Source organism: Treponema sp., from assembly GCF_024696245.1.
GTDB lineage: Bacteria > Spirochaetota > Spirochaetia > Treponematales > Treponemataceae > Treponema_D.
Map to the genome: position 1 here is coordinate 1 of NZ_JAILGZ010000107.1, position 26,704 is coordinate 26,704.

Here is a 26,704-nt window from a genome sequence, read left to right on the forward strand (position 1 = left end):
ATGATGTTTTGCATAAGTTATGTAATTACTCCATAAAAGGAAAAAGTCATAATGAAGTCGCAAAAAAATTCTTTTTTGCAAGAGGTGTTGTTTCTGGATTGTTAGATTCTGGAAAAATCAATTATACAAAAGATTGGAAAAACGATATTAAGAGTATTATGGTTTATGATCGAGAAACATTTAATATATTAAAACAATTAAAAAAAGAATTAGATAAAATTGGAGATTAGATTGGACAGTTTTAAGAATTATATATTGCAAACTTTTGTTGTTTTTATTGTTGTTTTAATAGGCGCTTTTATCAGATTTTTATTTTATGGTATTCCTTTTAAGGAATTGAAATGGATTTTTTTGTTTTACTTTCTTTTAATGTTTAGTGGGGGCATCTATATATTTGTCTTAAAGAGATAAATAATTCCCATCAATAGAAATTTGTCTGCCTCATGTCAGCAAACCGCAAGCCCTGCATACAAAACGCAGCCAAGCAGTAATTTGTATCACTAAGGGGGGCGGGAGAAAGCTTGTCTTATCTGAGTCAGTTTTTTAATTCAATGGGACTAATCTCTTTCCTTGTAATAAGGGCCCAGTCTGAGAATTTTGTAGTTGTATAAACTATCTTTTGAAATTTTGATATAAGGAATTTCAGATGATTTGCGGAAGAGTAAAGCTTCGTCGTGGGGCATACCGTGATTATAGCTGAGGAAGACAGCATCCAGATAAACTTCCGGGGCTGAATCGGATTCTCTTTCATAAAAGTAAAAAGTACAATCAATCATGATATCAGAAAGGCTTTTGATTTTAAGAAATTTTACCAGGTTTCCATCGACGATTGAATAACAAAAAACTTCAATGTGATAAACCATTTCATTATCGTAAACTTTTTTTGCAGACACAGGAGTGGACCTGGGATTTCGGAAAGTTCATCAAAGTAAATGTCCGTGTAGCTTTGTCCTTCATAATAGTCTTTTAAATATCCTCTAAAGATCCAGCCAAATTCAGGATCACTGTTTGTCCAGAGATATTTTGGCAGGAGGATTTCGACCCAGGCGCTTTTAATTCCATCAATGCAGTCTTCCGGACCAAGACAGGTGACATTCACATTAAAGTTGTGAGGCAGTGTGCAGAGATTCTCCTCATCGTGCAAAATCGTGTACTTTCCTCTTTTTACAGCATAAGTCTGTGGAGAATATTATTAAAACTATGACGGTGGATGTATTGAAGAAGGAATGGATTGGAAAGAAAGGGCCTCCTGAAATTGGATTCAGTTTATATAATACAATTTCAGGAGTTGTCTTTTTTTTATTTGATTTCGTTTACAAGGGGACTTCCATTATTAAAGTCACGGATGTTCTCAAGGGTTGTTTCGCTGATGTTCTTAAGGGCATTTGTTGTAAGGAATGCCTGGTGGCCTGTGATTATTACGTTAGGGAATGTAAGGAGGCGGGCAAGAACGTCATCTGTCATAATGTCTGTGGACCAGTCGTTAAAGAAATACTTGCTTTCTTCTTCGTAAACATCCATACCGATACCACCAATGTGCTGATGCTTAAGTGCGTGAACAAGTGCTTTTGAATCAATGAGGGCACCGCGTCCGGTATTGATGATAACTGCATCATGCTTCATCATCTTCATGCGGTCGTGGTTTACGATGTGTTTTGTTTCTTCTGTAAGAGGACAGTGAAGGCTTAAAACATCGCTCTGCTTAAATAATTCATCAAGAGAAACATAAGTAGCTTCTCTTGATTTTGCCCATTCTTCATTAGGGAATGGATCGTAAACAATAAGTTTCATTCCAAAGGCCTGAAGAAGTTCTGCCATGATGCGGCCGATTTTACCTGTACCAAGAACACCGGCTGTTAATCCGTGAAGGTCGCGGCCTGTTAATCCTTCGATATTAAAGTTAGCAGTTTTTGTGCGAAGGTATGCCTGAGGAATGTGTCTTGTAAGTGACATAAGAAGGGCGATTCCGTGTTCGGCTACTGCGTAAGGAGAGTAAGCTGGTACACGTACAACTTTAATTCCTGCTTCTGCTGCGGCTTTTAAATCAACGTTGTTAAATCCGGCACAGCGTAAGGCTATCAGTTTTACACCATAGTTTTTAAGGCTCTGGATAACCTGTGCATTTACGACATCGTTTACAAATACACAGACTGCTTCATAGCCCTGGGCTGTTACTACAGTGTTTTCATTCAGTTTGAACTCATGAAAAGCAATATCAAAGTTAAAGTCTTTGTTTGTTTCTTCAAAGGACTTTTTGTCATAAGAATGGGTGTCGTAAAATGCAATTTTCATTTTTTACCTCGCAATAAGATTATTCTGAATAAAATTCAGTTCTACTTTAAAGATAATCAAATTTTTAGAAACAAGCTAGTTTTTTATGTTATATTTAATATATAAAAAATAAGTATTATTAAGAGGTTTTTATGGGTGCTGGTAAGAGAGAATTTGTAATCATCCGTACAAGTATAGTTGGTGTTCTGGTGAATATAGCCCTTTCTGTTTTTAAGGCTGTTGCCGGGCTTATGTCTCATTCCATTGCTATCGTTCTGGATTCCGTTAACAATCTTAGTGATGCTTTATCTTCGGTTATTACAATTATTGGAACAAAGCTTGCAAGTAAACCGGCAGATAAAAAACATCCTTTTGGTCATGGCCGTATTGAATATCTTACTTCCATGATTATTGCTGTAATCATTTTGTATGCAGGTATTGCATCTTTTGGTGAGGCTGTTAAAAAAATCGTAAAGCCGGTTCTGCCTGATTACGAAAAAGTTGTCCTTATTATTGTGGCAGTTTCTGTAGTTGTAAAAATTCTTTTGGGGCTTTATTTTAAGCGTACTGGTAAAAAGGTAAATTCAGATTCTCTTTCTGCTTCGGGTCAGGATGCCCTTATGGATTCAATTATTTCTGCAGCAACTCTGGCAGGTGCATTTGTTTTTTTAATTACTGGAATTTCTACAGAGGCTTACCTTGGTGCTGTGATTTCTGTTTTTATTGTTAAGTCCGGCTGTGAAATGATCAGGGATGGTGTAAGTTCAATTTTAGGTGAACGAATTGACAGCAGTTATGCTAAAGAGATAAAGCATACTATTGTAGAAACAGATCCTGAGATTCAGGGGGCATTTGATCTTGTGCTGAATAACTATGGCCCGGATAAACTTTTAGGTTCCGTTCATATTGAAGTGCCGTCGGTCTGGAATGCTGCCAAGATTGATGAGGTTACCCGTAAGGTTCAAACAGCTGTTTTTGAAAAACATTCAGTTGTACTTACTGGTATTGGTATTTATTCAGTAAATGTAGACGACGAAGAAACCATGAATATCCGTTCCCGTGTTGCCCATATCGTTATGAATCATAGTAATGTTCTTGGTATGCATGGTTTTTATCTGGACAAAGTAAACAAAGCAATTTCTTTTGACGTTATTATTTCCTGGGAATCAAGAGACATGCAGTATTTGTGGAAGCATATTACTGATGACATTCAGAATGAATTTAAAGATTATTCCGTTAATGTTGCCCTTGATACAGATATCAGTGACTAAATATTTTTGAATTTATTGAAGTTTAACAAATAGAACTTTATAAAAAGAAAACCCTGGAGCTGCCATTTATTTGTTCTGTAAAGAACTTTATTCAGCTTCCAGGGTATTTTTTTAGTGCAGTTAATTTTACTTACTGCTTATTTAGAAGGGTTAAGGATTCCCTTGTGTTCATCTGAACCACAGTGACCTGCACCGTGGGATCCGCATGAGTGGGAAGAAGAGCCGCAGTTGTGTTCGTGGCCTTCTCCGTGATGATTGCATTTTACATCAGGGTTGTACTGCAGACTGTCAGAAAGAAGGGCATTTACTGCATCATCAGCTTTACCGTTTACACCGCCGTAAAGTTTGATTCCTGCTTCTGCAAGTGCTGACTGAGCACCTCCACCGATTCCACCGCAAATAAGAACATCTACATTTGCTGTTTTAAGGAAGCCGGCAAGAGCACCGTGACCCTGTCCGTTTGTTCCGGTTACTTCTGTTTTTACGATTTTGTTGTCTTCTACATCGTAAATTTTAAATTCTTCTGTGTGTCCAAAGTGCTGGAATACATTTCCGTTTTCGTAAGTTACTGCGATTCTCATAGTTTTATCTCCTTTGTCTTTTAATGTATTTGGAATTTCCGGTTGCTGACTTAACTGCCAGGAGCCGCCTGAAATTACCAGACGATTTCCGTTAACCAGACAGTCTGCAACTTTTTTTCGTGCTGAATCATAAAGGGCAGTTACAGTTGTGCGGGCAACATTCATCATGGCGGCACATTCTTCCTGAGTTAAACCTGCACAGTCTAAAAGGCGGATTGTCTCCAGTTCATCCAGTGACATAACAACATCGATGTTTGTACAGCCTTCTTCTGTGGCAAAAGTCCAGTACTCCGGAAGGGATTTAATCTGTCTGCATCTAACAGGTCTAGGCAATTGCGTCTCCTTGTTATTGACATTTGTCATTAATAAAAATAATAGTATATTTGACATTTGTCAAGAACCCTTAATTCCAGAATCTTTTGATTGAATGTACAATATTTTATATTTATGGAATAATTCTTTGGGAAAAAAAGGGGTGTAAAGATAATACCCTGGAATTTTTAAGGAGGGCTTTATGAAAAAGTTGTTTTGCAAAAGTATTATTATAGGATTGTTTTTATCACTTTTAGTTATACCTTTATTTGCAAAAGAGAAGCTGGACTGGTACATAATGGATAATGCAATTACCGTTACAAGCAGGGGTGAAGTTCACGAAAAGTATTATATACAGCTTGCAATTGGATATAACATAAGCGAAAAAAAAGCTCAGGCAGAACTTAAATCCCGTAAAATTGAATTGATAGATTTTTTAAGAAGATTTTTTTCTAATTGCAGTGCAGAAGATTTAAAGCCAGAAAATGATGCAGTACTTAGAGCTAAGCTTAAGGATGAAATAAACCAGAACCTGCTGACAAAACCTTTTGTTGAGGATGTGAAATTTATTCAGAAAAGAAAATTATAAATTAAAAAGATATTTGCAGTTTGTAAGGTAAAGAAGGCGTAAGATAATAAATCTTACGTCTTTTTTATTGAGGGTTTATTACAAAACCCTCAAAACGGCGAAGTCAAGGCTTTAAGCGTGAGCGTGCCTTGACTCGACGTATTTGCCTTTTTCCTCCTCCATAAGCTGCAGGACTTCTTCCCGGGTGATGGGGGTGTTGTTCTGGTAGGCTGTGGAGTCGGCCAGGATTTTTTCTTTGGGCCAGAGTTTGCCTGAGTTCATTCCGGGGCAGTCTTTAGCACATTCGTTCCAGGTGTCCTGGTCTTCTATCATCCAGGTCCAGAAGGGGTAGGTGGAGCACTGGACTGGTCTTGCAGGGTAAGCGGTACAGCCATTGTTCCAGAGGATGCAGTCGTAGTTCTTTTTTTCAAATAGGGCCAGTACTGTTTTGCCTTCGTAGTAGCCTGCCCAGCGGCAGTATTTTTTTACAAAGTCTTCTATATTACAGTCAAAATATTTGCAGAGGGTAAGCAGGTCTCTTTTGGAGAGGTAGACGTAACCAGGTGAGTGTCCGCAGCAGAAGGAGCATCTTTTGCATTCAAAGTGCAGGCCTTCCTGATAAAAAGGTTTTTCCATAGCTATAAGGATAGTGATATTTGCCTGGGAGTAAAAGGGCTAGCCCGGATTGGAATGGGTGCGGAGCACGTCCGGAACAGGGTGGAGGACCGGCCGGGAGGGTAAGCCATGGAAAGCCGGTTTACTTTTACATGGCTGCTTTTATTGAAACTCCTACTTATTCTCAATATAATTTGAGAATGTACCGCATTTACGTAGAAAGAAAGGACGGGTTTCAGAATGAGGCTAACCGCATTTATTCTGAAATCACAGGATTTTTGGGCATATCTGGTGTAACAGGTGTGCGTTACTTTAATCGTTATGATATTGAAAATGTTGCTGATGAGGTTGCAAAGGCTGCAGCTGTGCGTATTTTTTCTGAGCCTCAGAGTGACAGTGTGACTTTTGAAAAGCTGGAAGTTCCTTCTGGTGCTACTGAGATTATCTGGGAGTATCTTCCAGGTCAGTATGATCAGCGTGCCGATAGTGCTGCCCAGTGTCTTTCTCTTCTGCGTGAGGGAATGAAGAATTCTGCAAAGGTTGGAACAGAGCCTCCACGTGTTCGTTGTGCAAAGATTGTTTTTCTTGAGGGAGCGGTGTCTGCTTCTGATGTTGAGAGAATCCAGCACTATCTTATAAATCCAGTTGATTCACGTTTGACTGATGAAACTAAGCCTGAAACACTTGAGATGAAAGTAGAAGTTCCTGCTGACATTCCGACTGTTACAGGCTTTATTTCTTTAAATGATGATGATCTTGAATCTTACAGGCAGAAGCTTGGTCTTGCTATGGATCTTGCTGATATAAAATTCCTGCAGGATTATTTTAAATCTATTAAGCGTGATCCAACCCTTACAGAAATTCGTGTTCTTGATACTTACTGGTCTGATCACTGTCGTCATACAACTTTCCTTACTCAGCTTGATGAGGTAAAAGTAGAGAATGGTCCTTATCAGGATCTCTTCCTTCGTTCCCTTCAGAATTACAATATTCTTAGAACTGATCTTTACAAGGACAGGACTGACAAGCCGGTTACTTTAATGGACATGGCATGTATTGGTGCAAAGTTCCTTCGTGCTCATGGTAAGCTTGATGATCTTGAAGTTAGTGCAGAAATAAATGCATGTTCTGTTTATATTGATGTTCATGTTACTGATTCTTCTGCTGGCTCTGCAGGTCAGGATAAAGTTGAACGCTGGCTGCTTCAGTTTAAGAATGAAACACATAACCATCCTACAGAAATTGAACCTTTTGGTGGTGCGGCTACTTGTATTGGTGGTGCGATTCGTGATCCTTTAAGTGGTCGTTCCTGGGTTTATCAGGCTCTCCGCGTAACTGGTGCAGGGGATCCTACTGTTCCTTTAAATCAGACTCTTAAGGGAAAACTTCCTCAGATGAAGCTTACTCGTGAAGCTGCTCAGGGATTCTCTTCTTATGGTAATCAGATTGGTCTTACTACAGGTCAGGTTGCAGAAATCTATCATCCTGGTTTTGTTGCAAAGCGTATGGAGCTTGGTGCTGTTATAGCTGCTGCTCCTGCTGATCAGGTTATGAGGGAAGAGCCGGAAGCTGGTGATGTTGTTATTCTTCTTGGTGGTGGTACTGGTCGTGATGGTATTGGTGGTGCAACCGGTTCATCTAAAGTTCATGATGTTAAGTCAGTAACAACTGCTGCTGCAGAAGTTCAGAAGGGTAATGCGGTAGAAGAGCGTAAGATTCAGCGTCTCTTCCGTAATAAAGATGTTTGCCGCATGATCCGCCGTTCAAATGACTTTGGTGCAGGTGGTGTTTCTGTAGCTGTTGGTGAACTTGCTCCTGGTCTTGATATTAATCTTGATAATGTTCCTAAGAAGTATGATGGTCTTGATGGTACTGAGCTTGCAATTTCTGAAAGTCAGGAACGTATGGCTGTTGTAGTTCGTAAGGGTGATGTAGAAAAATTCATTAAGTATTGTAATGAAGAAAACCTTAATGCTGTTCTTGTTGCAACTGTTACAGATACAGACAAGCTTGTAATGAAATGGCGCGGTAAAACAATCGTAGAGCTTGACCGTTCATTCCTTGATGCAGCCGGTGCTCCTCATCATGCAGTTGCTTCTATTGAATCTCCAGAAGTTCAGGAAAAGTCTCCTCTTGTTAATCCACTTGATAGTGTAAAGAAGATTCTTGATGAAGATAAAAACTCTCCTGACCTTAAGGCTGCATGGCTTGCAGATATGAATGATCTTGCCTGCTGTTCTCAGCGTGGTTTGTGTGAACGTTTTGACGGATCAATTGGTTCTTCTTCAGTACTTTTCCCATTTGGCGGTAAGTATCAGGGTACTCCGGAAGCAGGTATGGCTGCAAAGATTCCTGTGGTATCTCCTGCAGAAACAACAACTGTAAGCCTTATGTCTTATGGTTATGATCCTCGTGTTGCCCAGTGGTCTCCATGGCACGGTGCACAGACAGCTGTTCTTTCTTCTCTTGCAAAGATTGCCTGTCTTGGTGGTAAACCAGAAGCATGTCGTCTCAGCTTCCAGGAATTCTTTGGTCGTGCAGTAAGCGAAAAGACCTGGGGTTATCCTGCTGCAGCACTTCTTGGTTCTATTGATGCTCAGATTGCAATGGGAACAGGTTCTATTGGTGGTAAGGATTCAATGTCTGGTACATTTGAAGATCTTAACGTTCCACATACACTTGTTTCTTTTGCTGTTGATACAGATGATGTTAAAAACGTAACAAGCGGTTCATTTAAGAGTGCCGGTTCTTCCGTTTATCTTGTAACTGTTCCTTACAGTAAGCAGCTTGCTCCAGACTGGGAAGCTTTTAAGAAGAATGCGGCTGCCCTTTATAAGCTTAATTCTGATAAAAAAATAAATGCCATGTATCCTGTTCAGGCTGGTGGTATTGCAGAAGCTGTTACAAAGATGGCTTTAGGAAACAGAATCGGTCTTGAACTTGATGAAGTTCCTTTAAGTGCAACATGTTCCGGTCTTGAAAAGGCTGCCGGTGCAGAAGATCTCTTTACTCCACTTTATGGTTCAATTATCGTAGAGACAAATTGTAATCTTGAAGAGGATTCTTCTTTTGAAAATGGAACTGTTTATAAAATCGGTACAACAATAGCAGCTCCAGAGATTGTTATTGAAGATGTAAAGATTGGTCTTGATGAAATTAATTCTGTATGGGAAGAAAAGCTAAGTAAGGTATTCCCACCTGTTTCTGGTGCAAAGGAACAGCCTTCACTTCCTGGTTTTGCAAAGAAGATTCATAAGTCCCTTAAGAAGGAACGCAAGTCATTTACTCCAATCGTTGCTTCTGCAAAGCCAAGGGTAATTGTTCCTGCATTCCCTGGAACAAACTGTGAATACGATATGGCACGTGCATTTAATCTTAATGGTGCAGAGACAAAGATTCTTGTATTTAAGAACCGTACACCGGAAGATCTTGCAGAAAGCCTTGATGCCTTTAAGAAAGAAATTGATCAGTCACAGATTATTGCTTTCCCTGGTGGATTTAGTGCTGGTGATGAACCTGATGGTTCTGCTAAGTTTATTGCAAATGTTATCCGCGAAGGAAGAATTGCTGACAGTATCATGAATCTTCTTAAGAAGCGTGATGGTCTTGTTCTTGGTATCTGTAATGGTTTCCAGGCTCTTATAAAGACAGGTCTTGTTCCTTATGGAGAAATCCGTGAGCCTTCAGAAGAAATGCCTACACTTACTTTCAATAAGATTGGCCGTCATATCAGCCGTGTTGTTCGTACAAGAGTTGTATCTGCTGCAACACCTTGGGCTATGGATGAAAGTGTTCTTGATGAAAGAAATCACCTTATTCCTATAAGCCATGGTGAAGGACGTATCTTTATTGATCCAAAGCTTGCAAAGAAACTCTTTAAGAATGGTCAGGTATTCTCTCAGTATGTAGACGAAAAAGGTCGTCCTTCTATTTCTGAACCTGACAATCCTAACGGAAGTCTTTTTGCAATCGAAGGTCTTATCAGTCCTGATGGTCACGTTCTTGGAAAGATGGGTCATAACGAAAGAACAATGGGCATGTGCTCAGATGGTTCAAGTATTGACCTTATTAAGAATGTTACCTGGGATGGTGCTAAAGAAACTTCATGTGAAAATATTTTCCGTGCAGGTGTAAGATACTTTAAATAATAAAGGGTAACACAGAGGGGTTCATATTGTTATAATATGTAACAATATGAACCCCTATTAATTAAAGGAAACAGAATGAAGATGAATAAATGTATTCTTAAACTTACAGCAGCTCTTGCACTGGTTTTTGCAGTAAGCTCCTGTTCAAAAAAAGTACAGAAAGTACCGGAACTTGTATGGCATGAAGATTTTGAAGCTGCAAAAAAAGCTGCCGCTAAGGAAAACAAGGGCATCATGCTTTTGTTTACAGGCTCGGACTGGGATAAGTACAGTAAGAAGTTTAAGAAGAACGTTGTTGAATCAGAAAAGTTTCTTATTAAATTTGCAAATGACTATGTTTTTGTAAATCTTGATTTTACAGAAAAAGAATTTAATGCTGCATATCTTGTAAGGGAAAGAACGGAAGAAGAACAGCAGCGTCATGAAGAACTTCAGCGCAGATTTTTTGAAAAGGAACATCTTGGCAGGGATGTTTATAATGTAAATCAGTATCCTTCAGTTTTCTTTTTAACTCAGGAAGGCTGGTATCTTGATTCAATTATTTATACAGATGAAGTTTCTACTTTTGAAGGTTTTGAAAAAACAGTTCACTATGATCAGATAAAAAAGCTTTCGGCTTGTGCTGATAAAATCCGTGAGTCATCCGGTGTAGAAAAGGCAGAGGCAGTAAATACTTTTTACGAAACAATTCCTCCTGTTTATATTTCTTCAATTACAGATTTAATTGAAAATTTCCCTGCATATGATCCTGAGAATAAAACAGGTTATCTTGGAAAATTTGAACAGGCAGAAGCTTATTTTGAAGCTTATGCCCTTAACTCTAAGGGAGAAGATGCGTCTGTTGTATATATAAAGGTTGCAGAAGATGTTACAAATCATCTTAGTGCAGCTGAACGTCAGAATATGTATTCAATGGCTGTTCTTGTAAAGCTTCAGCTGGGTAAGGATACAGGCAAGTATGATTATGAAGGTATTATTAATTATCTTCAGAAGGCCTATGATATTGATCCTCAGAATGAGATTGCTCCGGATATTCTTTATCAGCTGGAAAAGGCAAAGCAAGTTTACAGGGAACAGAAACAGTAATAGATGGTTTTAATTTTAGTCGCAGTTTTTCTTATAATACTCTCCATGATTTTTTCTGCAACGGAAAGTGCTTTTCTTGCAGCAAATAAACTTCGTATAAGGGTATTAAAAAATCAAAAGAACAAGGCAGCCATAAGGGTGTGGAAGCTTTTAAATGATAAGGAAAGGCTTATTAACACACTTCTTGTGGCTAATGATATTGTAAATATTTCTTTGTCATCAATCCTTGCATATATTTCCATTCAGCTTTTTGGTAATGCCGGTGTTGGTATTGCTACTTTTGCTGCAACAATTCTTCTTTTAATATTTGGTGAGATTTCTCCAAAAACTTTTGCTACTCATCATCCGGAGCCTATTGCTTTTTTCTTTAGCGGCTTTGTGGTTTTTCTTGAGTTTCTTTTGTATCCTTTTGTAATTGTCTTTTCTGCTTTTTCCAGATTTGTCCTGAGAGTTTTTAAGGTTCAGATTAATCACAACAAGGTTTCTTTTACTGAGGAAGAAATAAAAACTTATATCGATGTAAGCGGTGAGCATGGTGTTCTGGAAAGAAGTGAAAAGAACATGATGCATAAGGTTTTTAAATTCAGTGACCTGGAAGCAAAGGACATTATGATTCCCCGTAAAGAAATTAAGGCTGTGCCTCTGGATGAAAGTTATAAAAATCTTGTAGAGCTGTCAGAAAGATTCAGGTTGTCCAGGTTCCCTGTTTATAAAAAAGATATAGATGATATCGTAGGTATTCTTTATGTTAAGGACCTTTTGTTTTATAAGAACAGGCAGGAGGATTTTTCTATAGAAAAGGTTATGAGGCCTCCTCTCTTTATTCTTGAAACAAAAAAGATGTCTTCCATTCAGCAGATGCTTACAGAAAATCATCAGGGTATGGCAGTTGTAATTGATGAGTATTCGGGAACAAATGGTGTTCTTACAACGGAAGATATTGCCAGGGAAATCTTTGGTCCTATTGCAGATGAATACAAGCCTTATGCAAAGAGGGTTGATGTTGTAATCAACAATAAAAAGAATACGGAAGTCAGCGGCTTATCAAGAATCCTTGATATTAATGAGCAGCTTAATATTAAACTTTACTCTGAAAATTGTGAAACTATCGGCGGTTATATTTCCGAAGCTCTTGGTCATATTCCGGAAGAGGGAGAAGGAATTTCCAGGGACAACTATCGCTTTACGGTTAAAGAGATGGATGATAAAAGAGTGTCTTCTGTTTTAATCAGATGTCTGGGGGATGACCATGAATAATTTTCTTATGATTGCTTGTCCTATACTGGCAGAGATTATTCTTTTAATCTGCGGTGCATTTTTTGCTTCTACAGAAACGGCTTATACTGCTATTTCGAGAATTACAATTCGTCAGATGATGAAGGATAACGAAAAGCATGCAAAGAGGGTTTTTCTTTTAAAAAGCAATCTTGACCGCCTTATTTCTACTGTTCTTATTGGAACAAACTTTGTTACAGCCCTTGCTTCTTCTCTGGCAACAGCCTTTACCATGAATGTGGCAGGTCCTGCTTATGTTTCTTATGGAACTGCCGTGATGAGTATTTTTATTATTATCTTTACGGAAGTTCTTCCAAAGACTTATGCCGGTGTTAAAACTAAAGAGACTGCTCAGATGGCTGCGGTGCCGGTAAGTATAGTTCAGTTTTTGATTTTTCCTATAGTATGGATTTTTTCTTACCTTACAAAATTTATTGAGCTTATAGAAAAAATATTCTTCAGAAAAAAGCGTCCTATTATCACTGAAGACGAATTTAAAACCCTGCTGGAAGTTGGAGAAACAGAAGGTACTCTGGAAGCGGAACAGAAGAAGATGCTGGACAGAATCTTTGAATTTTCTGACCTTACTGTTCACGGAATAATGAAGCATCGTTCCCTGATAAAGTATGTAAGTATTGATTCCAGTCTTGAAGAAGTAATTAAGGTTTTTGCAGAGTCAGGTTATTCCCGTATTCCTGTTTATGATGGAACTTCGGAAAACATTGTAGGTGTGCTGCATTATAAGGCTGTTCTTTTTGCAAGTGAACTTATTACTCAGAGTCATGACTTTGTAAAGATTTGTATGAGGCCTGTGCTTTTTGTTCCGGAAACTTTTTCTGCAGAAGAACTGCTTAAAACCTTTAAGAAGGAACATAATAATTTTGCAGTCGTAGTTGATGAATATGGCAGCATGGCCGGTATTGTTACAATGGATGATATCCTTAGGGAAGTTTTTGGCCGTATGTCTGATGAGTACGGTAGTTCTGAACTTGCTCCGGAAAGCCGTATAACTGTTATCGGCACCTGGGAGTTCCTTGTTCCTGGGGATATGAAAATTGATGATTTAAATGAAGTCTTAAACCTTAAACTGGACAGTTCTTATTTTGATACTTTAGGTGGCTGGCTTCTTGAACGCTTTGGTGAACTTCCAAGTATTGGTGCGGTTTATAAAAAAGACGGCGTGCTTTACATGGTAGAAGACCAGAGTGCACGCCGTATTCAAAGTGTAAGAATTAAGTTTATTGACAACAGGAGTTAAGTTTTTTAACGGGCAGAAGCTATAAACTGTCCGCACTTAACCCTGTATTCTTTATCTCCTGCAGTTGCTTCTTTTATTTCTTCAAGAATATCAACTTTATCTTTTTTAATCAGAAGTACGATTGTTGAACCATGTAAATCAAAGTAACCTTTTTCTGTGCCTTTTTTAAAGTCAGCATTCTGGTCGTGATTTATGATTCCTCCAACGCTAAAGGCTCCAACTTCTATCTGTGCAATATCACCAAAGTTTTCTGTATGAAGAATTGCCCAGCTGCGTCTGTTCTTTGTAAAGACGCGGAACTTTTCTAAAGGAAGGGGCTGTACGCTGTAAAGCTTTCCGGGAATAAAGTGATTGTCATCAATATGTCCGTTATCGATGTAGCAGTATCTGTGATAATCTGTTGCACAAAGACGGAATACAAGACAAAGGCCCCCCTGATATTCTTTTTCTAAATCGGGGTTCTGTAAAAAGTCACTAATTGTATAGTCAGCTCCCTTAATAAAGAAGCTGCTGTTTTCTTTTATGTCGTAAATACTTAAAAGGCTGTCACTTGGACTGATTAAATGTTTTGGATCCGGGTCAAAGGTAATTTCTTTTTTGCGGGTAAAAAAATCGTTAAAGGTCTTAAACTTTGCGTTTGGCCAGGCATCCATGTTAATGCCGTTCTTTTTAATAAATTTTTTAATGTAAAAGTGGGAGAGAGGGCTTCTTAAAAAAGCTCCAAGGAGTTTTGGTACTCTTATAGCAAGGGCAAATTCAAGAAGTGCCCTTCCTATTTTTGTGCCGTATAAAAATTCTACTGATTTGTCATTTGCTGCCATAAAAAATTATTCCTGACTTACAATTTCTTCTGTTGATGGAGGTATTTCGCCTGCTGTTCCATCTTCTGAAGTTATTACTGGACTTCCATCAGGATTAAGGGCAGGGTCTGCTGGAATCGAATGTTTTTCTGAATCCCAGATAAGGCTCTGCTGTGGTGCATCAGGACTTGCTGCAGCTGTTTTTGTTTCCCTTACATAAGCTTTGCCGCAAAGAAGGAGGGCAAGTTCCATAAGGCCGATAACTATCATAATGATTTTACCGATAAAGAGGGGCTTTATAAGCTTAAATGGAGTAATAAAGGCAATCCCCATTACTGCAAGAAGGAAGGCACAAGGAACAACAGGCGGCTCTGAAGAACCGGAAAAATAACTTACGATAAATACAAATGGAAGGATAAGGGCAATGCTTGTTACAGGAAGACCGCGGTATTCGTGACGGCATTCATCTGTTTTAGTCTGGCGTTCCATTTCTTCAACATTAAAATATGAAAGTCTGATAAGGGCACAGAGAAGATAAGCTGCACAAATGCAAATAACTACATATTTTCCGCTTGGGTGTGCTGATTTAAATTCAGACAGGGTTGCAAGTTTGTAAACTATAAGTGAAGGGAAAACACCGTAGCTGATAATGTCAGCCATGGAATCAATTTGAATACCAAATAATTTTTCGCTTGGTGTGCGGTCTTTTTTTGTTGAAGCAACTTTGCCGTCAAACATATCCATGACAGCAGAAATCATTAAACAAAGAAGAGCAAGGATAAAGCTTCTGTCCATTTCTGAGAACACAAAGTGTATTCCTGCAAAAGAAAAAAGCATTCCTAAATAAGTAAGAATAACTGTATAATTGTAAACACCTAACATTTTTTTATCTCTCCCGAAGTTAATTCTACATCATTGAAAAAAAATATACCACAAGTCTACCATTTATATGGAAAAAAGTGGATTTTAAGGTTTAGTGGAAATTTAAGCCGAAAATCAGGCTGTATCCCAGAATACTCCATATTTTTGCTGTAATTATAATAAGGATGAACCTTCTGTATGACATGCCGGAAGCTCCTGTAAAGTAACAGAGAAAGTCATCCGGTGCGATTGGTGAACAGATGGCAAGCCAGAGGAAGATGGAATAATGCTTCTTGTACTTTTTCATCCAGTTCATGTACTTGTTGATTTTCTTTTCAGAAAAAAGAGCCTGCATAAAGGAAGGACCAAATTTCTTAGAAATGCAGAAGGCCAGTATTGAGCCGCTTACCAGGCCTAAGTAATTGCATATAAAACCTACCAGAGGACCAAAGAGGGCGCCACCTGCGGCACATCCGATTCCTCCGGCAATTACAACATAAAGAACTTTTATGCACTGGAAAACAGTAAGGAAGAGAGGTCCAAAAAGACCAAAGCTGTTAATGTAGCTTTTAAAAGTCTTCCAGTTACTGAAGCTTCCCTGACGGTACTGGTAAATTAAAAAACCAGCAACGATTACAAATGCAATTAAAAATAATATTGTAAGTACTAATTTAAAAGAGGACTTCTTTTTTGGAGTGGTCAGCTGTATTTTCTGAGGGGCAGTATTGTCTGTAGTTATATCTTCAACCTTGTTTTCAGAAACCATAATGGATAAATATAACACCTTATTTAAATAAAGTCAGTCATTTTGGCCGTATACGATACGATTTTATACAAGGACAGAAAGCTTGTTGTGAAGGCATGTATAGTGAATTTTCCTTACATTTGGAAAGAATTCACCGTCGGTATGCACTGTCACAGGATTTTCTGCCTCTATTGTAAAGCAGCTTGTGTCCCGGAACATAAAATTCTTGCTGAAAACATGGAGGCCTGTGGTAAGCTGGGCAAACTTAAACAAAAGCAGGGGTTTTTTTACGTTGTGTACTGCACAGACAGTAAAGCAGCCGTCATCAGGGCGGGCCATAGGGCTCATTTTAATACCACCGCCTTCTGCCTTAAAGTTCATTGCTGCAAGGAAAACCATGTTATTAAAATCCAGGCTTTCGCTTTTACCCTGGTCTTCAAAGTGAACTTTTGCCTTAAAGGGTTTCATTAAGAAGATTGTCTGCAGGGAAATTGCCAGGTAGCTGAATTTACCCATGTGGAGTTTATTAAGGGCCTTTTTAATTTTTGAAGAATCGTTTTTTTCGCAGATAAGGGCGTCAAAACCCATGCCGCTGCTTATGGAAAAAAGCAGGTCTTTTTCCTGCCCCTCCTGGTTACAAAACTGGGCCCGGCCTATGTCTATGTATTTTTTTATTCCTGAATCATGGGTCTTTTGTATTTTCTTAAAGGCTTTTACAGGCTGATGGCGGGGAATTTTAAACTGTCTTGAGAAGTCATTGCCTGAACCTGCAGGAATTATGGAAAGGGATATTTTGCTAAAGTCAGTAATGCCGTTTATTACTTCGTTAAGGGTGCCGTCTCCTCCTACAACGATAATGTTTATGTCGGGGTCATTAAGGCTGCATAAGTCTGCGGCTATTTTTTTAGCGTGCATTACGTATTCAGAATAAAGAACTTTGTATTGTATATGGTTTTTATCAAGGAATTTACTGAGTTTTTTCCAGCGTTTTACGGATTTTCCGCTTCCGCCGGTTTTATTAATTATAAAATAATACATCTCAAAAAGTATAACATCGATTTGAACAAGTGTTAATGTTTATAATATAATTTCTTGTATGGAAGAAAATATTAATCAAAGTGATGAATCTCAGGTAGAGAAGAAAGTTGAATCTTTATCAGAAAATGAATCAGATGTAAAAGTTGAATTCAAGACTGATGATGTAGAGAATCAGACTATTTCTGAAAGTAATCTTGAAAACTCTCAAGCTTCTGACTCAAGTGAAAGTGTCAGAACAAATGAGGCAGGTGATTCAGAAGACAAGTCGGATAAGGAAGCAGAAAAAAAGGATAGTGCTGACAAGAAAAAGAAGAAGCCTTTTATTCTTCGTTTTATTTTTGGCATCCTTAAGTTTATCTGTGCAATCCTGGTAATACTTTTTGTTGCAATGGTAGTTTGTGCATTCCATAAAAAGAATGTGCTTGAAGTAATACCACAGGGCTTTAGTCTTTATGTTCATACTGATTCAGTTTGGGAAGCTGTAGAGCCTCTTGCTGAACTTGATGCAGCCGACTTGCTTTTTAGCGATCCTGAGTTTGCAGATTTCCGTGAACCTTTTATGGAATTCAGAAGCAACGAATGGAGAAAGAGTCCTTTCCTTTCGTTTATAGCTTCACGTAAGGCAGACGTTGCTTTGTATCCAAACGAAAAAGGTGAATTTGATTTTCTTGCTGTAGTTGATTTAAGTTATCTTTCTTTAGCTACCCGTCTTGTTGAACCAGCCCTTTCATTTATAGATGTTGAGGGAGTTACTCTTAATAAGGAAACCGGCTTAATTGAATATTGTGATCCTTCTTCAGTTAATGCTGATGGTACAAGAAAAGAAGAAGATGTTATTTACATTAAGCCAATGCGCAATCTTGTTCTTGTAGCACAGAAAGAAGAGCTTCTTATAAAAGCAGTTGCTTCTGACAATAATAATTATTCTGCAAAAGAAGCAGAACTTATGACAGGTAAATCTTCTGATGCAATCAAGCTTCTTGTTGATTCAAGAAAGTTTGCAGATCAGGCTGTGGAAAACAGTCCAATGCTTTCCCGTCTGTCTTCAGTAATTTCAAATGACAGTCTTACAGAAGTTTCTCTTTCCATTACAAATGACAACATTAAGCTTAAGGCAAAACTTCCTCTCAGTAAGGAAAACGTAGATTCTGCGGCTCTTGCAAAAATCATTAACCGTGACTCTAAGGAACCAAAGCTTTTGTCTAAACTTACAGAAAATGTTCAGTACTATACAATCTTGAATGCAGGCAGCCTTGCAGAATTAAAGGATGTGGCATTCAGCTATATTCCAAAATCAGAGAAGGCAGATGAACTCTGGGCTACAGGTAACAAACTGTCACGTACAGTATTTGGTCTTTCCCTTGAAGAAATGATTTTCTCATGGACAGGTGGAGAGTTTGCAGCCCTTGGTCTTGAAAATCAGAATGACCCTGTATTTGTAATTAAGATTGAAGATGAGAACCAGCGCGGAATTGTATTTGATAAGTTTATTTCTTCCATCGTTATTGAAGAAGATTCAAGCCTGATCCTTGACGGAATGAGAATGCGCAGAATTATGCTCCCTGGATTCCTTCAGGATATCATTGCCCTCTTTGACGTAAATATTCCACGTCCATACTACATGGTTAAAGACGGATACATCTACTTCTCAGAAAATCCGGAAACTCTTGCCGGTATAAATGGCGCTTCCAAAAAAGAACTTTATCTTACAGACAGCGAAGTTTATAACTCTGTAATCGGTTCAACCGGTGATAAAAATACAATCGATCTTTACTATAACCTTGAGCGCAGTATTCCATTCTTCTTAAGAAGCAATGCGGGTCTTGCAAAGATTCTTCAGTTGTATTCAAACGGACGCTTTACTCTTGGTCTTCACGGAGACAATGTTGAAGTTCAGGTTGAAGCAGTTTCTAAACACATAATCGACCTTCACTGTGTACCAGGCTTCCCTGTAAGTCTTGAAGGAAAGGCTGATGGTATTCTTGAAAAAAGCGGCTCTACAATTTTCTGGCTGGAAAATTCAAGAAATATAAAATCCATGGGTATTCCAAGTACAAAGACTTACACTTATAAATCAGATGATAAGCTTTACATTAAAGCCGGCAGTGAATCCCTTAAGAAGGGCGGTTGTCTCTGGGTTGTCAGTGACAGAGGTAAGGTAACTCTTCTGGATAGCAAGCTTAAGGAAGTATTTGTTCCTGTAAATATTGAATCCCGTCCTGCTTCTGGTCCTGCATGTACAAAAGACAAGGTTGTGATTCCAACTGTAGACGGAAACCTTGTTTTTGTTGATAAAAAAGGAAACGTAACATCTAAGGCTTTGAATCTTACCGGTTCATTAAAGTCTGCTCCTGTTGTTCTTGGCGATACAATTGCTGTTTATGACAAGAGCTTTATGGGAAGCATTATTCTTCTTAAAGAAAATTCTTCAGAAGAAAAGAGGCTTAATGTTTCTTCAATCGGATTTGAATCTCCTGCCCTTATGAAAAAGGACAAGGATATTTACACAGCATTTGTAACTCAGAACGGTCAGGCTTTTGTATGGAAGAATGACAAAATTGTGACAGGCTTCCCACTTAAACTTGATGGTGTATTCTTTAAGAACTTTGTAACAGACGGAAAATATTTCTATGCACTTTCTTATGGTTCAATTCTTTACAGGGTTGGAATTGATGGTTCAGTTCTTTCTGTAAAGGTTCCATGTGAATCTGCAAAAGACGGATTTATCAGTGCCGGAAAAAATATTTACGTAACACCGGATTCAAATGTAATTTATGGATTTGATTCTAACCTTGAAATGCTTTACGGATATCCTCTTCTTGGATGGGGTAAACCTGCATTTGCTGACGTAAACGGTGACAATAAGGATGAATGTTTTGTTCTTACTGTTGATAAAAAATTGTATGCATGGAATATAAAATAAAAACAGAATCCGGAGGAAGATTGAATGAAGAAACTGTTTTTTTATGGTGCGGTTCTTTTTGCCGCTGTAAGTTTTTTTAGCTGCCGTTCCCTTCAGAGGGACATCATTATGTCTACTGACTCACAGGTTCAGACAGAAGATGTTCTCCGTATAGAAAAGAAGCTTGCAAAAGTTGACTGTAATTCTATTTGTAATCTTTCTGATGCAAAGACACTGCAGGCAGACTGTAATTACATTCTTTCTGATATACAGGAATCAATAGAGAAGGCTGGAATGAATAAAGCCCTTCTTGCCCGTCTCTATGCTCTTGAGGGAAGAACATATCTTATTGCCGGAAAGAGATCTAAGGCAGAAGATTATTATGAACTTTCAAGGGATTCATGTAAGGGTGACTCTCAGACAATTATTCTTGGAGTGCGTCTGGGAGAAATAAAAAACCTTAACAGTGAAGACCTGGTTGCCGGAAGTAACGAAAACGGACTTCTTATTCTTGAGAGGGGTGTTCAGGCTTACTTGAACAAGAGCTTCTCTGAAAGCGTTGTTTATTTTGACAAAGCTTTTATGATGCTTCCTGACCACTATGCAGAAAACTATGGTCTTATAAAAAGTTCTGCATGGGAGCTTCGTGCTGTAGAAGATGTTACTGATGATAAAAAAATAAAGGAACTTCTTCTTAAGAATCAGGTTACCCTTAGCGAAATGCTTTTGATTACTCAGGAAACAACTGACCTGCTGGATGAATACACAGGTGGAGAGACTCTTTCTGAGAAAAAGCTTTATAAGATTTTAAAGAACAAGGGTATCTTTACTGCAGCTTCAGATATGAATCTTTCTGAGAAAGACCAGTCTGTTATAGAAAGGGATCAGGTTATGACAAAGATTCTTTGTGCCCGTATCCTCTGGAATCTTTATGCTGCCCGTCAGGGTGAAGGTTTTGTTATGAGCAAGTATTCACAGTTCTATATTGAAAATAGTTTTGATTCACCAATCACAGATGTGCCTGCAGATAACAAGGATTTTGATGCAGTTCTTGGTTGTGTAGAAAACGAAGTTATGGATCTTGAAGACGGAAGCAACTTTGACCCTGACCTTAAGCCAAGTGGTGTTCAGGTTAATAAGTGGGCTCAGAAAGTTAAATAAGTTTTACTGATTTTATAAAACAAAAAAACCGGCTTTTATTTTGCATCAGTTTGCATTTGAATAAAGCCGGTTTTTTTATGTAAAAATATTTTTTAGAAGAAAATTATTCCGCAGATTCCCAGAGGAATAAGGTAGGCTGCAAACCATTCAAGCTTTCCTTTTTTTATAAGACGCATAAGAAAGGCCAGGGCAAGGAGTCCGCTTACAAATGCTGTAAGGCAGCCTGCTGCAAGTGGCAGCATTCCAATGCTTTCCTTAACGGCAGACAAATCTTTTGCTTCAAGAATAAAGGCTCCAAGAATTGCAGGTATGGAAAGTATAAAAGAAAATTCTCCTGCATTTACCCTGTCGATTTTGCAATAGAGGGCGCCGGCAATTGTAGAACCGCTTCTGGAAATTCCAGGGAGGGTACCAAAACCCTGAGCCAGTCCTATAAGCAGGGCTTTTGGCCATGAAGGAACAGGGCTTTTGTTAATAGTAAGCTTTTCTATTTTTGCAGATGAAATAAGAAGAAAAGAAGTTACAAGAAAACCTGCAGAAACAATTTTTAAGGAAATCAAGTCATCGTTAAGAAGCTTTGATGTAAAAATACCGATAACTCCTGTTACCAGCGTTGCCAGAATAACTGCAAGTATCATTTTGCGGTTCTGTGTTTCTTTAGCAGCTTCTTCCGGGGCAAGGCTGCTGCTTTTTTTAAAAGTGATGATTCTAAAAAAAGAAAGGAGAAGTTCCAGTATTTTCTTTCTGAAAAATAAGAAAACTGAACAAAGGGTGGCAAGATGAAGCATGACATCAAATAGAAGGGGTACTTCATCAAGTCCAAACAGATGCTGGGCTATTTTAAGGTGGGCAGAAGAAGATATTGGTAAGAATTCAGCTATGCCCTGAATAAGTCCTAAAAAAATTCCTTGTAAAACAGACATTTTTATCTCCTCATTTAGAGTATAAGATTTTAGAAAAAGTTGAAATATGACGATTTTATAGAAAAGACTGCCTTGCAGGTGAAAAAATTTTATATACTTAGTATAATCTTTGGCATTGGAGTTAAAATATGAACGAATCAGAAGAAATCTTGAATTTGCTGCGTGATAATGGACGTATTTCGGTTGAAGATATTTCAGCCATGACAAAAAGATCCGTTGAAGAAGTTAATGCTATTATTCAGAAGTTAGAAAACGACGGCGTTATCATGAAGTACGCGGCGATTATTAACCCGGAAAAAGATTTAAGTGCAAAAGAAAAGGTTCGTGCAGAAATAGAGATTCAGGTAACACCTGAGCGTGAACACGGTTTTGACGGAATTGCAGACCGTATTTACAGATTCCCTCAGGTTAAGTCTTTATATCTTATGAGTGGCGGTTATGATTTTAAGGTAATCATAGAAGGAGACACTCTTCAGGAAGTGGCGGATTTTGTCGCCCGTAAGCTTTCTACACTTCAGGGTGTAAGGGCAACAAAAACATGTTTTATTTTAAAGACTTACAAAGAAAACGACATCGTATATGTAGAAACAGACTGCGACCGTCGTGAAGGAGCTATGGCATGAATACTCGCGAAGACAGGTTAAGCAAAACAATACAGAACATTCCCCCAAGTGGAATCCGTAAATTTTTTGAGATGCTCATCGGACATGATGATGTAATTTCCCTTTCTGTAGGTGAACCGGATTTTCCTACACCATGGTGTATGAGGGAAGAAGCTTTTTATCATCTTGAAAAGGGTCACACCAGCTATACAAGTAACTGGGGTCTTCTTGAACTCAGGGAAGAAATTGCTAAATACATGAGCAGATATGGTATGGATTATAACCCTGTTAATGAAATTCTCATTACAGTTGGTGCCAGTGAAGGTGTTGATGCAGCTCTCCGTGCAATCCTTAATGAAGGAGACGAGATTCTTGTAAGCCAGCCTTGCTATGTAAACTATACTCCTCTTGCTGAATTGTGCCACGCAAAGGTTGTGCCTGTTGATTCAAGTAAAAACAATTTTTACCCGACAGCAGCACAGATAGAAGAGCTTATTACACCAAAAACAAAGGCTCTTATGATTTGTAGTCCAAACAATCCTACAGGAACAATGATTCCTAAAGAAGAACTGGCTAAAATTGCAGAAGTTTGTAAAAAGCATCAGATCTGGGTTATCAGTGACGAGATTTACTGTGAACTTGCCTATGAAGATGCAGAACATGTAAGTATCGGTTCCTTTGACGGCATGAAGGATTACACAATCGTACTTAACGGATTTTCTAAATCCTTTGCCATGACAGGATGGCGTATTGGTTATATTGCAGCTCCTGCAGAAATCCTTGCCCAGATAGTTAAGCTTCATGGTTACAATACAATCTGTGCTCCAATTTTCAGTCAGTATGCAGCTCTTGAAGGCTTAAGGCATGGCTGGAAAGATGTAGAAAAAATGCGCATCAGTTACCAGCAGAGAAGAAACCTTATGGTTAAAGCCTTTAATGATATGGGACTTCCTGTTCCGGAACCAAAGGGTGCCTTTTATATGTTCCCGGATATTTCTTCTACAGGAATGACAAGTGAAGAGTTTGCTACAAAACTTTTTCAGCAGCATAATGTAGCAGTTGTTCCAGGCAGCGTCTTTGGTCTTGGTGGTGAGGGGCATATCCGTGTCTGTTACGCTACCAGCATAGAAAAAATCAAGGTGGCTCTGGACAGAATCAAGCAGTTTGTAGAAGAAAACAGAAAGTAATATTATATGGGCTGTTCCTTTTATACGGGCAGCCCTTTTTTGATTGAGGGTTTATTACAAAACCCTCAAAACGGCGAAGTCAAGGCTTTAAGCGTGAGCGTGCCTTGACTCGACGTATTATAGTTAAATATTTTTAAAAAAAGTGCCGATATTATATAAGTATAGAAGTCGATTTTTATTTGTAAGTTTGAGGTTAATTGTAAAATGACATATCTGATAGCCGCAGTAGTTGTAGTTTCTCTTATTGCAGTCCTGATGCTTGTTTTTGGGAAGAAATCATCTTCCGGTATTTCAAGTCCCGGGGACCATAAAAATCAGGCTCAGATACTCCGCATGGCTAATAAAAAACTTGCAAAAGACCCTTATGATCCGGAAGGACTTATTACTATTGGTGAGATTTATTTTTCAAAGCAGATCTGGGATAAGGCTTTTCCTGTTTACCTTCAGCTTTCAAAACTTCCACGGGAAAAACTTACTGATGAACAGCATTTTAATGTAATGCTCAGATGCGGAATGTGTGCAGTTCATCAGAATAAATTTCAGGAAGCTGTAGTTTCTCTTTCTGATGCCTACAAAATGAATTCCCGCAATTTTGAAGTGAATTATTATCTTGGTCTTGCCTGTTTTAAGAGCCAGCAGTACGAAAGGGCAATTCCATGTTTTAAGAAAGCTCTTATTTCTAAGGCTGATGCAGAAGGTGTTTATTTTTACCTTGGACAGTCCCTTTACTTTACAAAAAAATTCAGGGACAGCCTTCCATGTTTTAAGAAAGCCCTGGATGAAGATCCTTCAAATAAAGAGGCCCTGTATGACATGGCAGACGCTATGACAGAAGAAGGTCACGGAGAAAAGGCAATTAAAGTATTTATGCATTTAAGGCCGGACCCTGTTTATGGTTCAAAGTCCTGTCTTCATGCAGGTATTTACCATAGAAAAGTAGGTGACACAGAAACTGCCATTCAGGATTTTGAGATTGGTCTTAAACATGAAAATGCTTTACCGGATGTTCGTCTGGAAATTGAATACAACCTTGCTCAGGTTTACTTTGAAAGGAATCAGGTTGCAAAGGGTCTTGCTCTTTTAAAGACAATCAGAAATGTAAATTCAAATTATAAAGATGTTAATGCCCTTATCAGCCGCTATCAGGAATTAAGCCAGAACTCAAACCTGCAGATTTACCTTAGTGCAGGAAGCAGTGACTTTGTTACCCTTTGCCGTAAATTTATTGCAGTCCGCTATAAGAATGCCAGGGTAAAAATTCAGGATATAAATGTTGGTCCGGTATTTACTGATATTGTTGCAGATGTTTCTACCCTTAAGTGGAGCAACGTAGAGGTTTACAGATTCTTCAGGACTTCAGGTTCTACAGGTGAATTGTATGTACGTGAATTCCACGGCCATATTCAGGATATAAAAGCTGACCGTGGTTTTTGTGTAAGTGCAGGAACTTTTACAGAAGAAGGCCGCAAGTATACAGAAGGCCGCCCTATAGATTTGATAGAAAAATCTGATCTTGTAAAAGTCCTTAAATTAATTTCAATCTGACATTGCCGGAATAAAATATTTGTCTGCAAAAGCATCTACAGTGTTCCAGTAGGTTTCTGGATCCTTAAATGCAGAGCGGGCATGTTTAGCACCTTCAATCTTAAGCATTTCCTTTTCACACTTTGCAGCATTAAAGCATTTGTAAAGATGGTCACTTGGAACGTAATCGTCTTCCATTCCATGAATAAACAAAGTTGGTGTAATGGATTTTTTTACAGCTGCAAGACAGTCTGTTTTTTTAAGATTGTAGTCGTATTTTTTTTCTATAATATAATTTGCGGCATACATTAAAGGGAAGGCAGGCAGGTTATATTCAACCTGGAGTCTGTAGTTAATCTGATCCCAGGCGGTAGTGTAACCGCAGTCTTCTATTGCACAGAGAACGTTTACCGGCAGCTTTAATCCTGTGGTAAGCATTACTGTTGCACCACCCATGGAAACTCCCCACAAAAGAATTTTTGCATGAGGGTCCTGGTCAATTAAATAACGGCACCAGCTTTTAATATCGTATTTACAGTAATAACCCATGTCTACAAAGTTTCCGTCACTCCAGCCGTGGCCTCTTAAACCTGGAACAAGAACATTAAAATCTTTTTCAAAAAAATGCTGGGCGTAAGGAGAAACGTTTTTTGGTTCAGACTTCCAGCCATGAATAACAATGGCATACTTGTGACTGTCTGTAGAGGTTTTTGCAAGGTAGGCATTAAGCTGAAGTCCGTCAGTACTTTGAATTGAAGCAAGGGTTGAATTTTCCCTGAGCCACTGGTAGCTGGAATTAAAGGAATCGTTGGCAAATATTTCTACAGGGTCATCTGAATCACATTCTTCTGTAAGCTGACCTGTATAGTAATCGGAATCCCTGGATTCATTTGGAAGGATAGGTGCAACTGCTTTGTTTGCCATAAAGTTTGCACCAAGGAAAAGTGTAAGTATTATAAAAAGAAAGATGATACTTACAGGTATAAGAATCTTTGAAATCTTTTTCATACCTGTAAGTATAGCAATTATTTAGAATTGATTCATCATGTTAACCATTTCGATAGCACCAAGAGCACAGTCGTAACCCTTGTTACCTGCTTTAGTTCCGGCTCTTTCGATAGCCTGCTGGATTGTATCAGTTGTAAGGATACCGAACATTACAGGCATCTTTTCGTTAAGGCCAACCTGAGCTACACCCTTAGAAACTTCTGCACAAACATAATCATAGTGGCTTGTTGAACCGCGGATTACTGCACCAAGACAAATAAGGGCATCGTATTTTTTGCTTTCTGCCATTTTCTGAGCTGCTACAGGAATTTCAAAGCTGCCTGGTACCCAGCAAAGGTCGATGTTTTCTTCCGGAACATCATGGCGGAGGAGGGCATCCCTTGCACCTTCAATAAGTTTTGAAACAATGAATTCGTTAAAGCGTGCTGCTACGATTCCAACCTTGATTTTGCTTCCGTCTTTTTTAGAAGCTACCATTTTTCCTTCAATAATGTTCATATATTTCTCCTTGATATTTTGATAGGGCCTTTTGTAAAATCAGCACCTTCTTGTTTTTATTATTTAAGCC

At 38.5% G+C, this 26,704-nt stretch carries 23 protein-coding genes; 12 read left to right on the forward strand and 11 right to left on the reverse strand.

Features of this window, described 5'->3' with window-relative positions:
• Window positions 1–230 (forward strand): hypothetical protein (locus tag K6D58_RS07245; protein WP_296829093.1); only part of this gene is annotated, 230 nt, incomplete at its 5' end.
• Window positions 231–557: 327 nt separating this feature from the next.
• Here the strand turns inward: K6D58_RS07245 and K6D58_RS07250 are convergent.
• On the reverse strand, window positions 558–893 hold the full coding sequence (locus K6D58_RS07250; protein ID WP_296829095.1) for a hypothetical protein: 336 nt from the start codon (window positions 891–893) through the stop codon (window positions 558–560).
• 406 nt (window positions 894–1,299) lie between these two features.
• Window positions 1,300–2,292, reverse strand: coding sequence for a 2-hydroxyacid dehydrogenase (locus K6D58_RS07255; protein ID WP_296829098.1), 993 nt, complete (start codon window positions 2,290–2,292; stop codon window positions 1,300–1,302).
• A gap of 131 nt (window positions 2,293–2,423) precedes the next feature.
• Between K6D58_RS07255 and K6D58_RS07260 the strand changes: the two genes are divergently transcribed.
• The gene (locus tag K6D58_RS07260; RefSeq protein WP_296829100.1) at window positions 2,424–3,542 is read left to right on the forward strand and encodes a cation diffusion facilitator family transporter; all 1,119 of its coding nucleotides are present in this window, start codon (window positions 2,424–2,426) and stop codon (window positions 3,540–3,542) included.
• A gap of 137 nt (window positions 3,543–3,679) precedes the next feature.
• Here the strand turns inward: K6D58_RS07260 and K6D58_RS07265 are convergent, their stop codons facing one another.
• Window positions 3,680–4,456 (reverse strand): NifB/NifX family molybdenum-iron cluster-binding protein, encoded by a 777-nt coding sequence (locus tag K6D58_RS07265; protein ID WP_296829102.1) that lies wholly within the window; start codon window positions 4,454–4,456, stop codon window positions 3,680–3,682.
• 181 nt (window positions 4,457–4,637) lie between these two features.
• Between K6D58_RS07265 and K6D58_RS07270 the strand changes: the two genes are divergently transcribed.
• Window positions 4,638–5,024, forward strand: coding sequence for a flagellar basal body-associated FliL family protein (locus tag K6D58_RS07270; RefSeq protein ID WP_296829103.1), 387 nt, complete (start codon window positions 4,638–4,640; stop codon window positions 5,022–5,024).
• A 111-nt stretch (window positions 5,025–5,135) separates the two neighbouring features.
• Here K6D58_RS07270 and K6D58_RS07275 read toward each other — a convergent pair whose 3' ends face one another.
• Window positions 5,136–5,639, reverse strand: coding sequence for a YkgJ family cysteine cluster protein (locus K6D58_RS07275; RefSeq protein ID WP_296829105.1), 504 nt, complete (start codon window positions 5,637–5,639; stop codon window positions 5,136–5,138).
• 179 nt (window positions 5,640–5,818) lie between these two features.
• On the opposite strand from K6D58_RS07275, the gene K6D58_RS07280 reads away from it, so the two are divergent.
• The 4 genes from K6D58_RS07280 to K6D58_RS07295 all read left to right on the forward strand — a co-directional run bounded on the left by K6D58_RS07280 (window position 5,819) and on the right by K6D58_RS07295 (window position 13,385).
• Window positions 5,819–9,766: a phosphoribosylformylglycinamidine synthase gene (locus tag K6D58_RS07280; RefSeq protein ID WP_296829107.1), complete on the forward strand. Its 3,948-nt coding sequence runs from the start codon at window positions 5,819–5,821 to the stop codon at window positions 9,764–9,766.
• Window positions 9,767–9,841: 75 nt separating this feature from the next.
• A complete protein-coding gene (locus K6D58_RS07285; protein WP_296829108.1) occupies window positions 9,842–10,852 on the forward strand; it encodes a thioredoxin family protein in 1,011 nt (336 codons plus the stop codon).
• A gap of 3 nt (window positions 10,853–10,855) precedes the next feature.
• On the forward strand, window positions 10,856–12,109 hold the full coding sequence (locus K6D58_RS07290; RefSeq protein ID WP_296829110.1) for a hemolysin family protein: 1,254 nt from the start codon (window positions 10,856–10,858) through the stop codon (window positions 12,107–12,109).
• A complete protein-coding gene (locus K6D58_RS07295) occupies window positions 12,102–13,385 on the forward strand; it encodes a hemolysin family protein (protein WP_296829112.1) in 1,284 nt (427 codons plus the stop codon). Before K6D58_RS07290 ends, K6D58_RS07295 begins: the two co-directional genes overlap by 8 nt.
• A 5-nt stretch (window positions 13,386–13,390) precedes the next feature.
• Here K6D58_RS07295 and K6D58_RS07300 read toward each other — a convergent pair whose 3' ends face one another.
• The 4 genes from K6D58_RS07300 to K6D58_RS07315 all read right to left on the reverse strand — a co-directional run bounded on the left by K6D58_RS07300 (window position 13,391) and on the right by K6D58_RS07315 (window position 16,829).
• Window positions 13,391–14,206: a phosphatidylserine decarboxylase gene (locus K6D58_RS07300; protein WP_296829113.1), complete on the reverse strand. Its 816-nt coding sequence runs from the start codon at window positions 14,204–14,206 to the stop codon at window positions 13,391–13,393.
• Between the two features lie 6 nt (window positions 14,207–14,212).
• Window positions 14,213–15,067 (reverse strand): CDP-alcohol phosphatidyltransferase family protein, encoded by an 855-nt coding sequence (locus tag K6D58_RS07305; protein WP_296829114.1) that lies wholly within the window; start codon window positions 15,065–15,067, stop codon window positions 14,213–14,215.
• A 91-nt stretch (window positions 15,068–15,158) separates the two neighbouring features.
• Entirely contained in the window at window positions 15,159–15,812 is a 654-nt protein-coding gene (locus K6D58_RS07310) for a TVP38/TMEM64 family protein (protein ID WP_296829116.1), read from the reverse strand.
• A gap of 63 nt (window positions 15,813–15,875) precedes the next feature.
• The gene (locus K6D58_RS07315) at window positions 15,876–16,829 is read right to left on the reverse strand and encodes a diacylglycerol/lipid kinase family protein (protein WP_296829118.1); all 954 of its coding nucleotides are present in this window, start codon (window positions 16,827–16,829) and stop codon (window positions 15,876–15,878) included.
• A 58-nt stretch (window positions 16,830–16,887) separates the two neighbouring features.
• On the opposite strand from K6D58_RS07315, the gene K6D58_RS07320 reads away from it, so the two are divergent.
• On the forward strand, window positions 16,888–19,752 hold the full coding sequence (locus K6D58_RS07320; RefSeq protein ID WP_296829120.1) for a hypothetical protein: 2,865 nt from the start codon (window positions 16,888–16,890) through the stop codon (window positions 19,750–19,752).
• Between the two features lie 24 nt (window positions 19,753–19,776).
• Window positions 19,777–20,892, forward strand: coding sequence for a hypothetical protein (locus K6D58_RS07325; RefSeq protein ID WP_296829122.1), 1,116 nt, complete (start codon window positions 19,777–19,779; stop codon window positions 20,890–20,892).
• Window positions 20,893–20,984: 92 nt separating this feature from the next.
• Here K6D58_RS07325 and K6D58_RS07330 read toward each other — a convergent pair whose 3' ends face one another.
• Window positions 20,985–21,815 (reverse strand): undecaprenyl-diphosphate phosphatase, encoded by an 831-nt coding sequence (locus tag K6D58_RS07330; RefSeq protein WP_296829124.1) that lies wholly within the window; start codon window positions 21,813–21,815, stop codon window positions 20,985–20,987.
• Between the two features lie 128 nt (window positions 21,816–21,943).
• Between K6D58_RS07330 and K6D58_RS07335 the strand changes: the two genes are divergently transcribed.
• The 3 genes from K6D58_RS07335 to K6D58_RS07345 all read left to right on the forward strand — a co-directional run bounded on the left by K6D58_RS07335 (window position 21,944) and on the right by K6D58_RS07345 (window position 25,149).
• Window positions 21,944–22,438 (forward strand): Lrp/AsnC family transcriptional regulator, encoded by a 495-nt coding sequence (locus tag K6D58_RS07335; protein WP_296829126.1) that lies wholly within the window; start codon window positions 21,944–21,946, stop codon window positions 22,436–22,438.
• A complete protein-coding gene (locus tag K6D58_RS07340; protein WP_296829128.1) occupies window positions 22,435–23,604 on the forward strand; it encodes a pyridoxal phosphate-dependent aminotransferase in 1,170 nt (389 codons plus the stop codon). The genes K6D58_RS07335 and K6D58_RS07340 overlap by 4 nt, the downstream gene beginning before the upstream one ends.
• A gap of 204 nt (window positions 23,605–23,808) precedes the next feature.
• Window positions 23,809–25,149, forward strand: coding sequence for a tetratricopeptide repeat protein (locus K6D58_RS07345; protein WP_296829130.1), 1,341 nt, complete (start codon window positions 23,809–23,811; stop codon window positions 25,147–25,149).
• Here K6D58_RS07345 and K6D58_RS07350 read toward each other — a convergent pair.
• Together K6D58_RS07350 and ribH are read right to left on the reverse strand one after the other, a co-directional pair.
• On the reverse strand, window positions 25,141–26,136 hold the full coding sequence (locus K6D58_RS07350; protein ID WP_296829132.1) for an alpha/beta hydrolase: 996 nt from the start codon (window positions 26,134–26,136) through the stop codon (window positions 25,141–25,143). The genes K6D58_RS07345 and K6D58_RS07350 overlap by 9 nt on opposite strands.
• 21 nt (window positions 26,137–26,157) lie before the next feature.
• Window positions 26,158–26,634 carry a 6,7-dimethyl-8-ribityllumazine synthase gene (ribH, locus tag K6D58_RS07355; protein WP_296829134.1) on the reverse strand — a complete coding sequence of 159 codons (477 nt, stop codon included), beginning with the start codon at window positions 26,632–26,634 and terminating at the stop codon, window positions 26,158–26,160.
• Window positions 26,635–26,704: the final 70 nt, after the last annotated feature.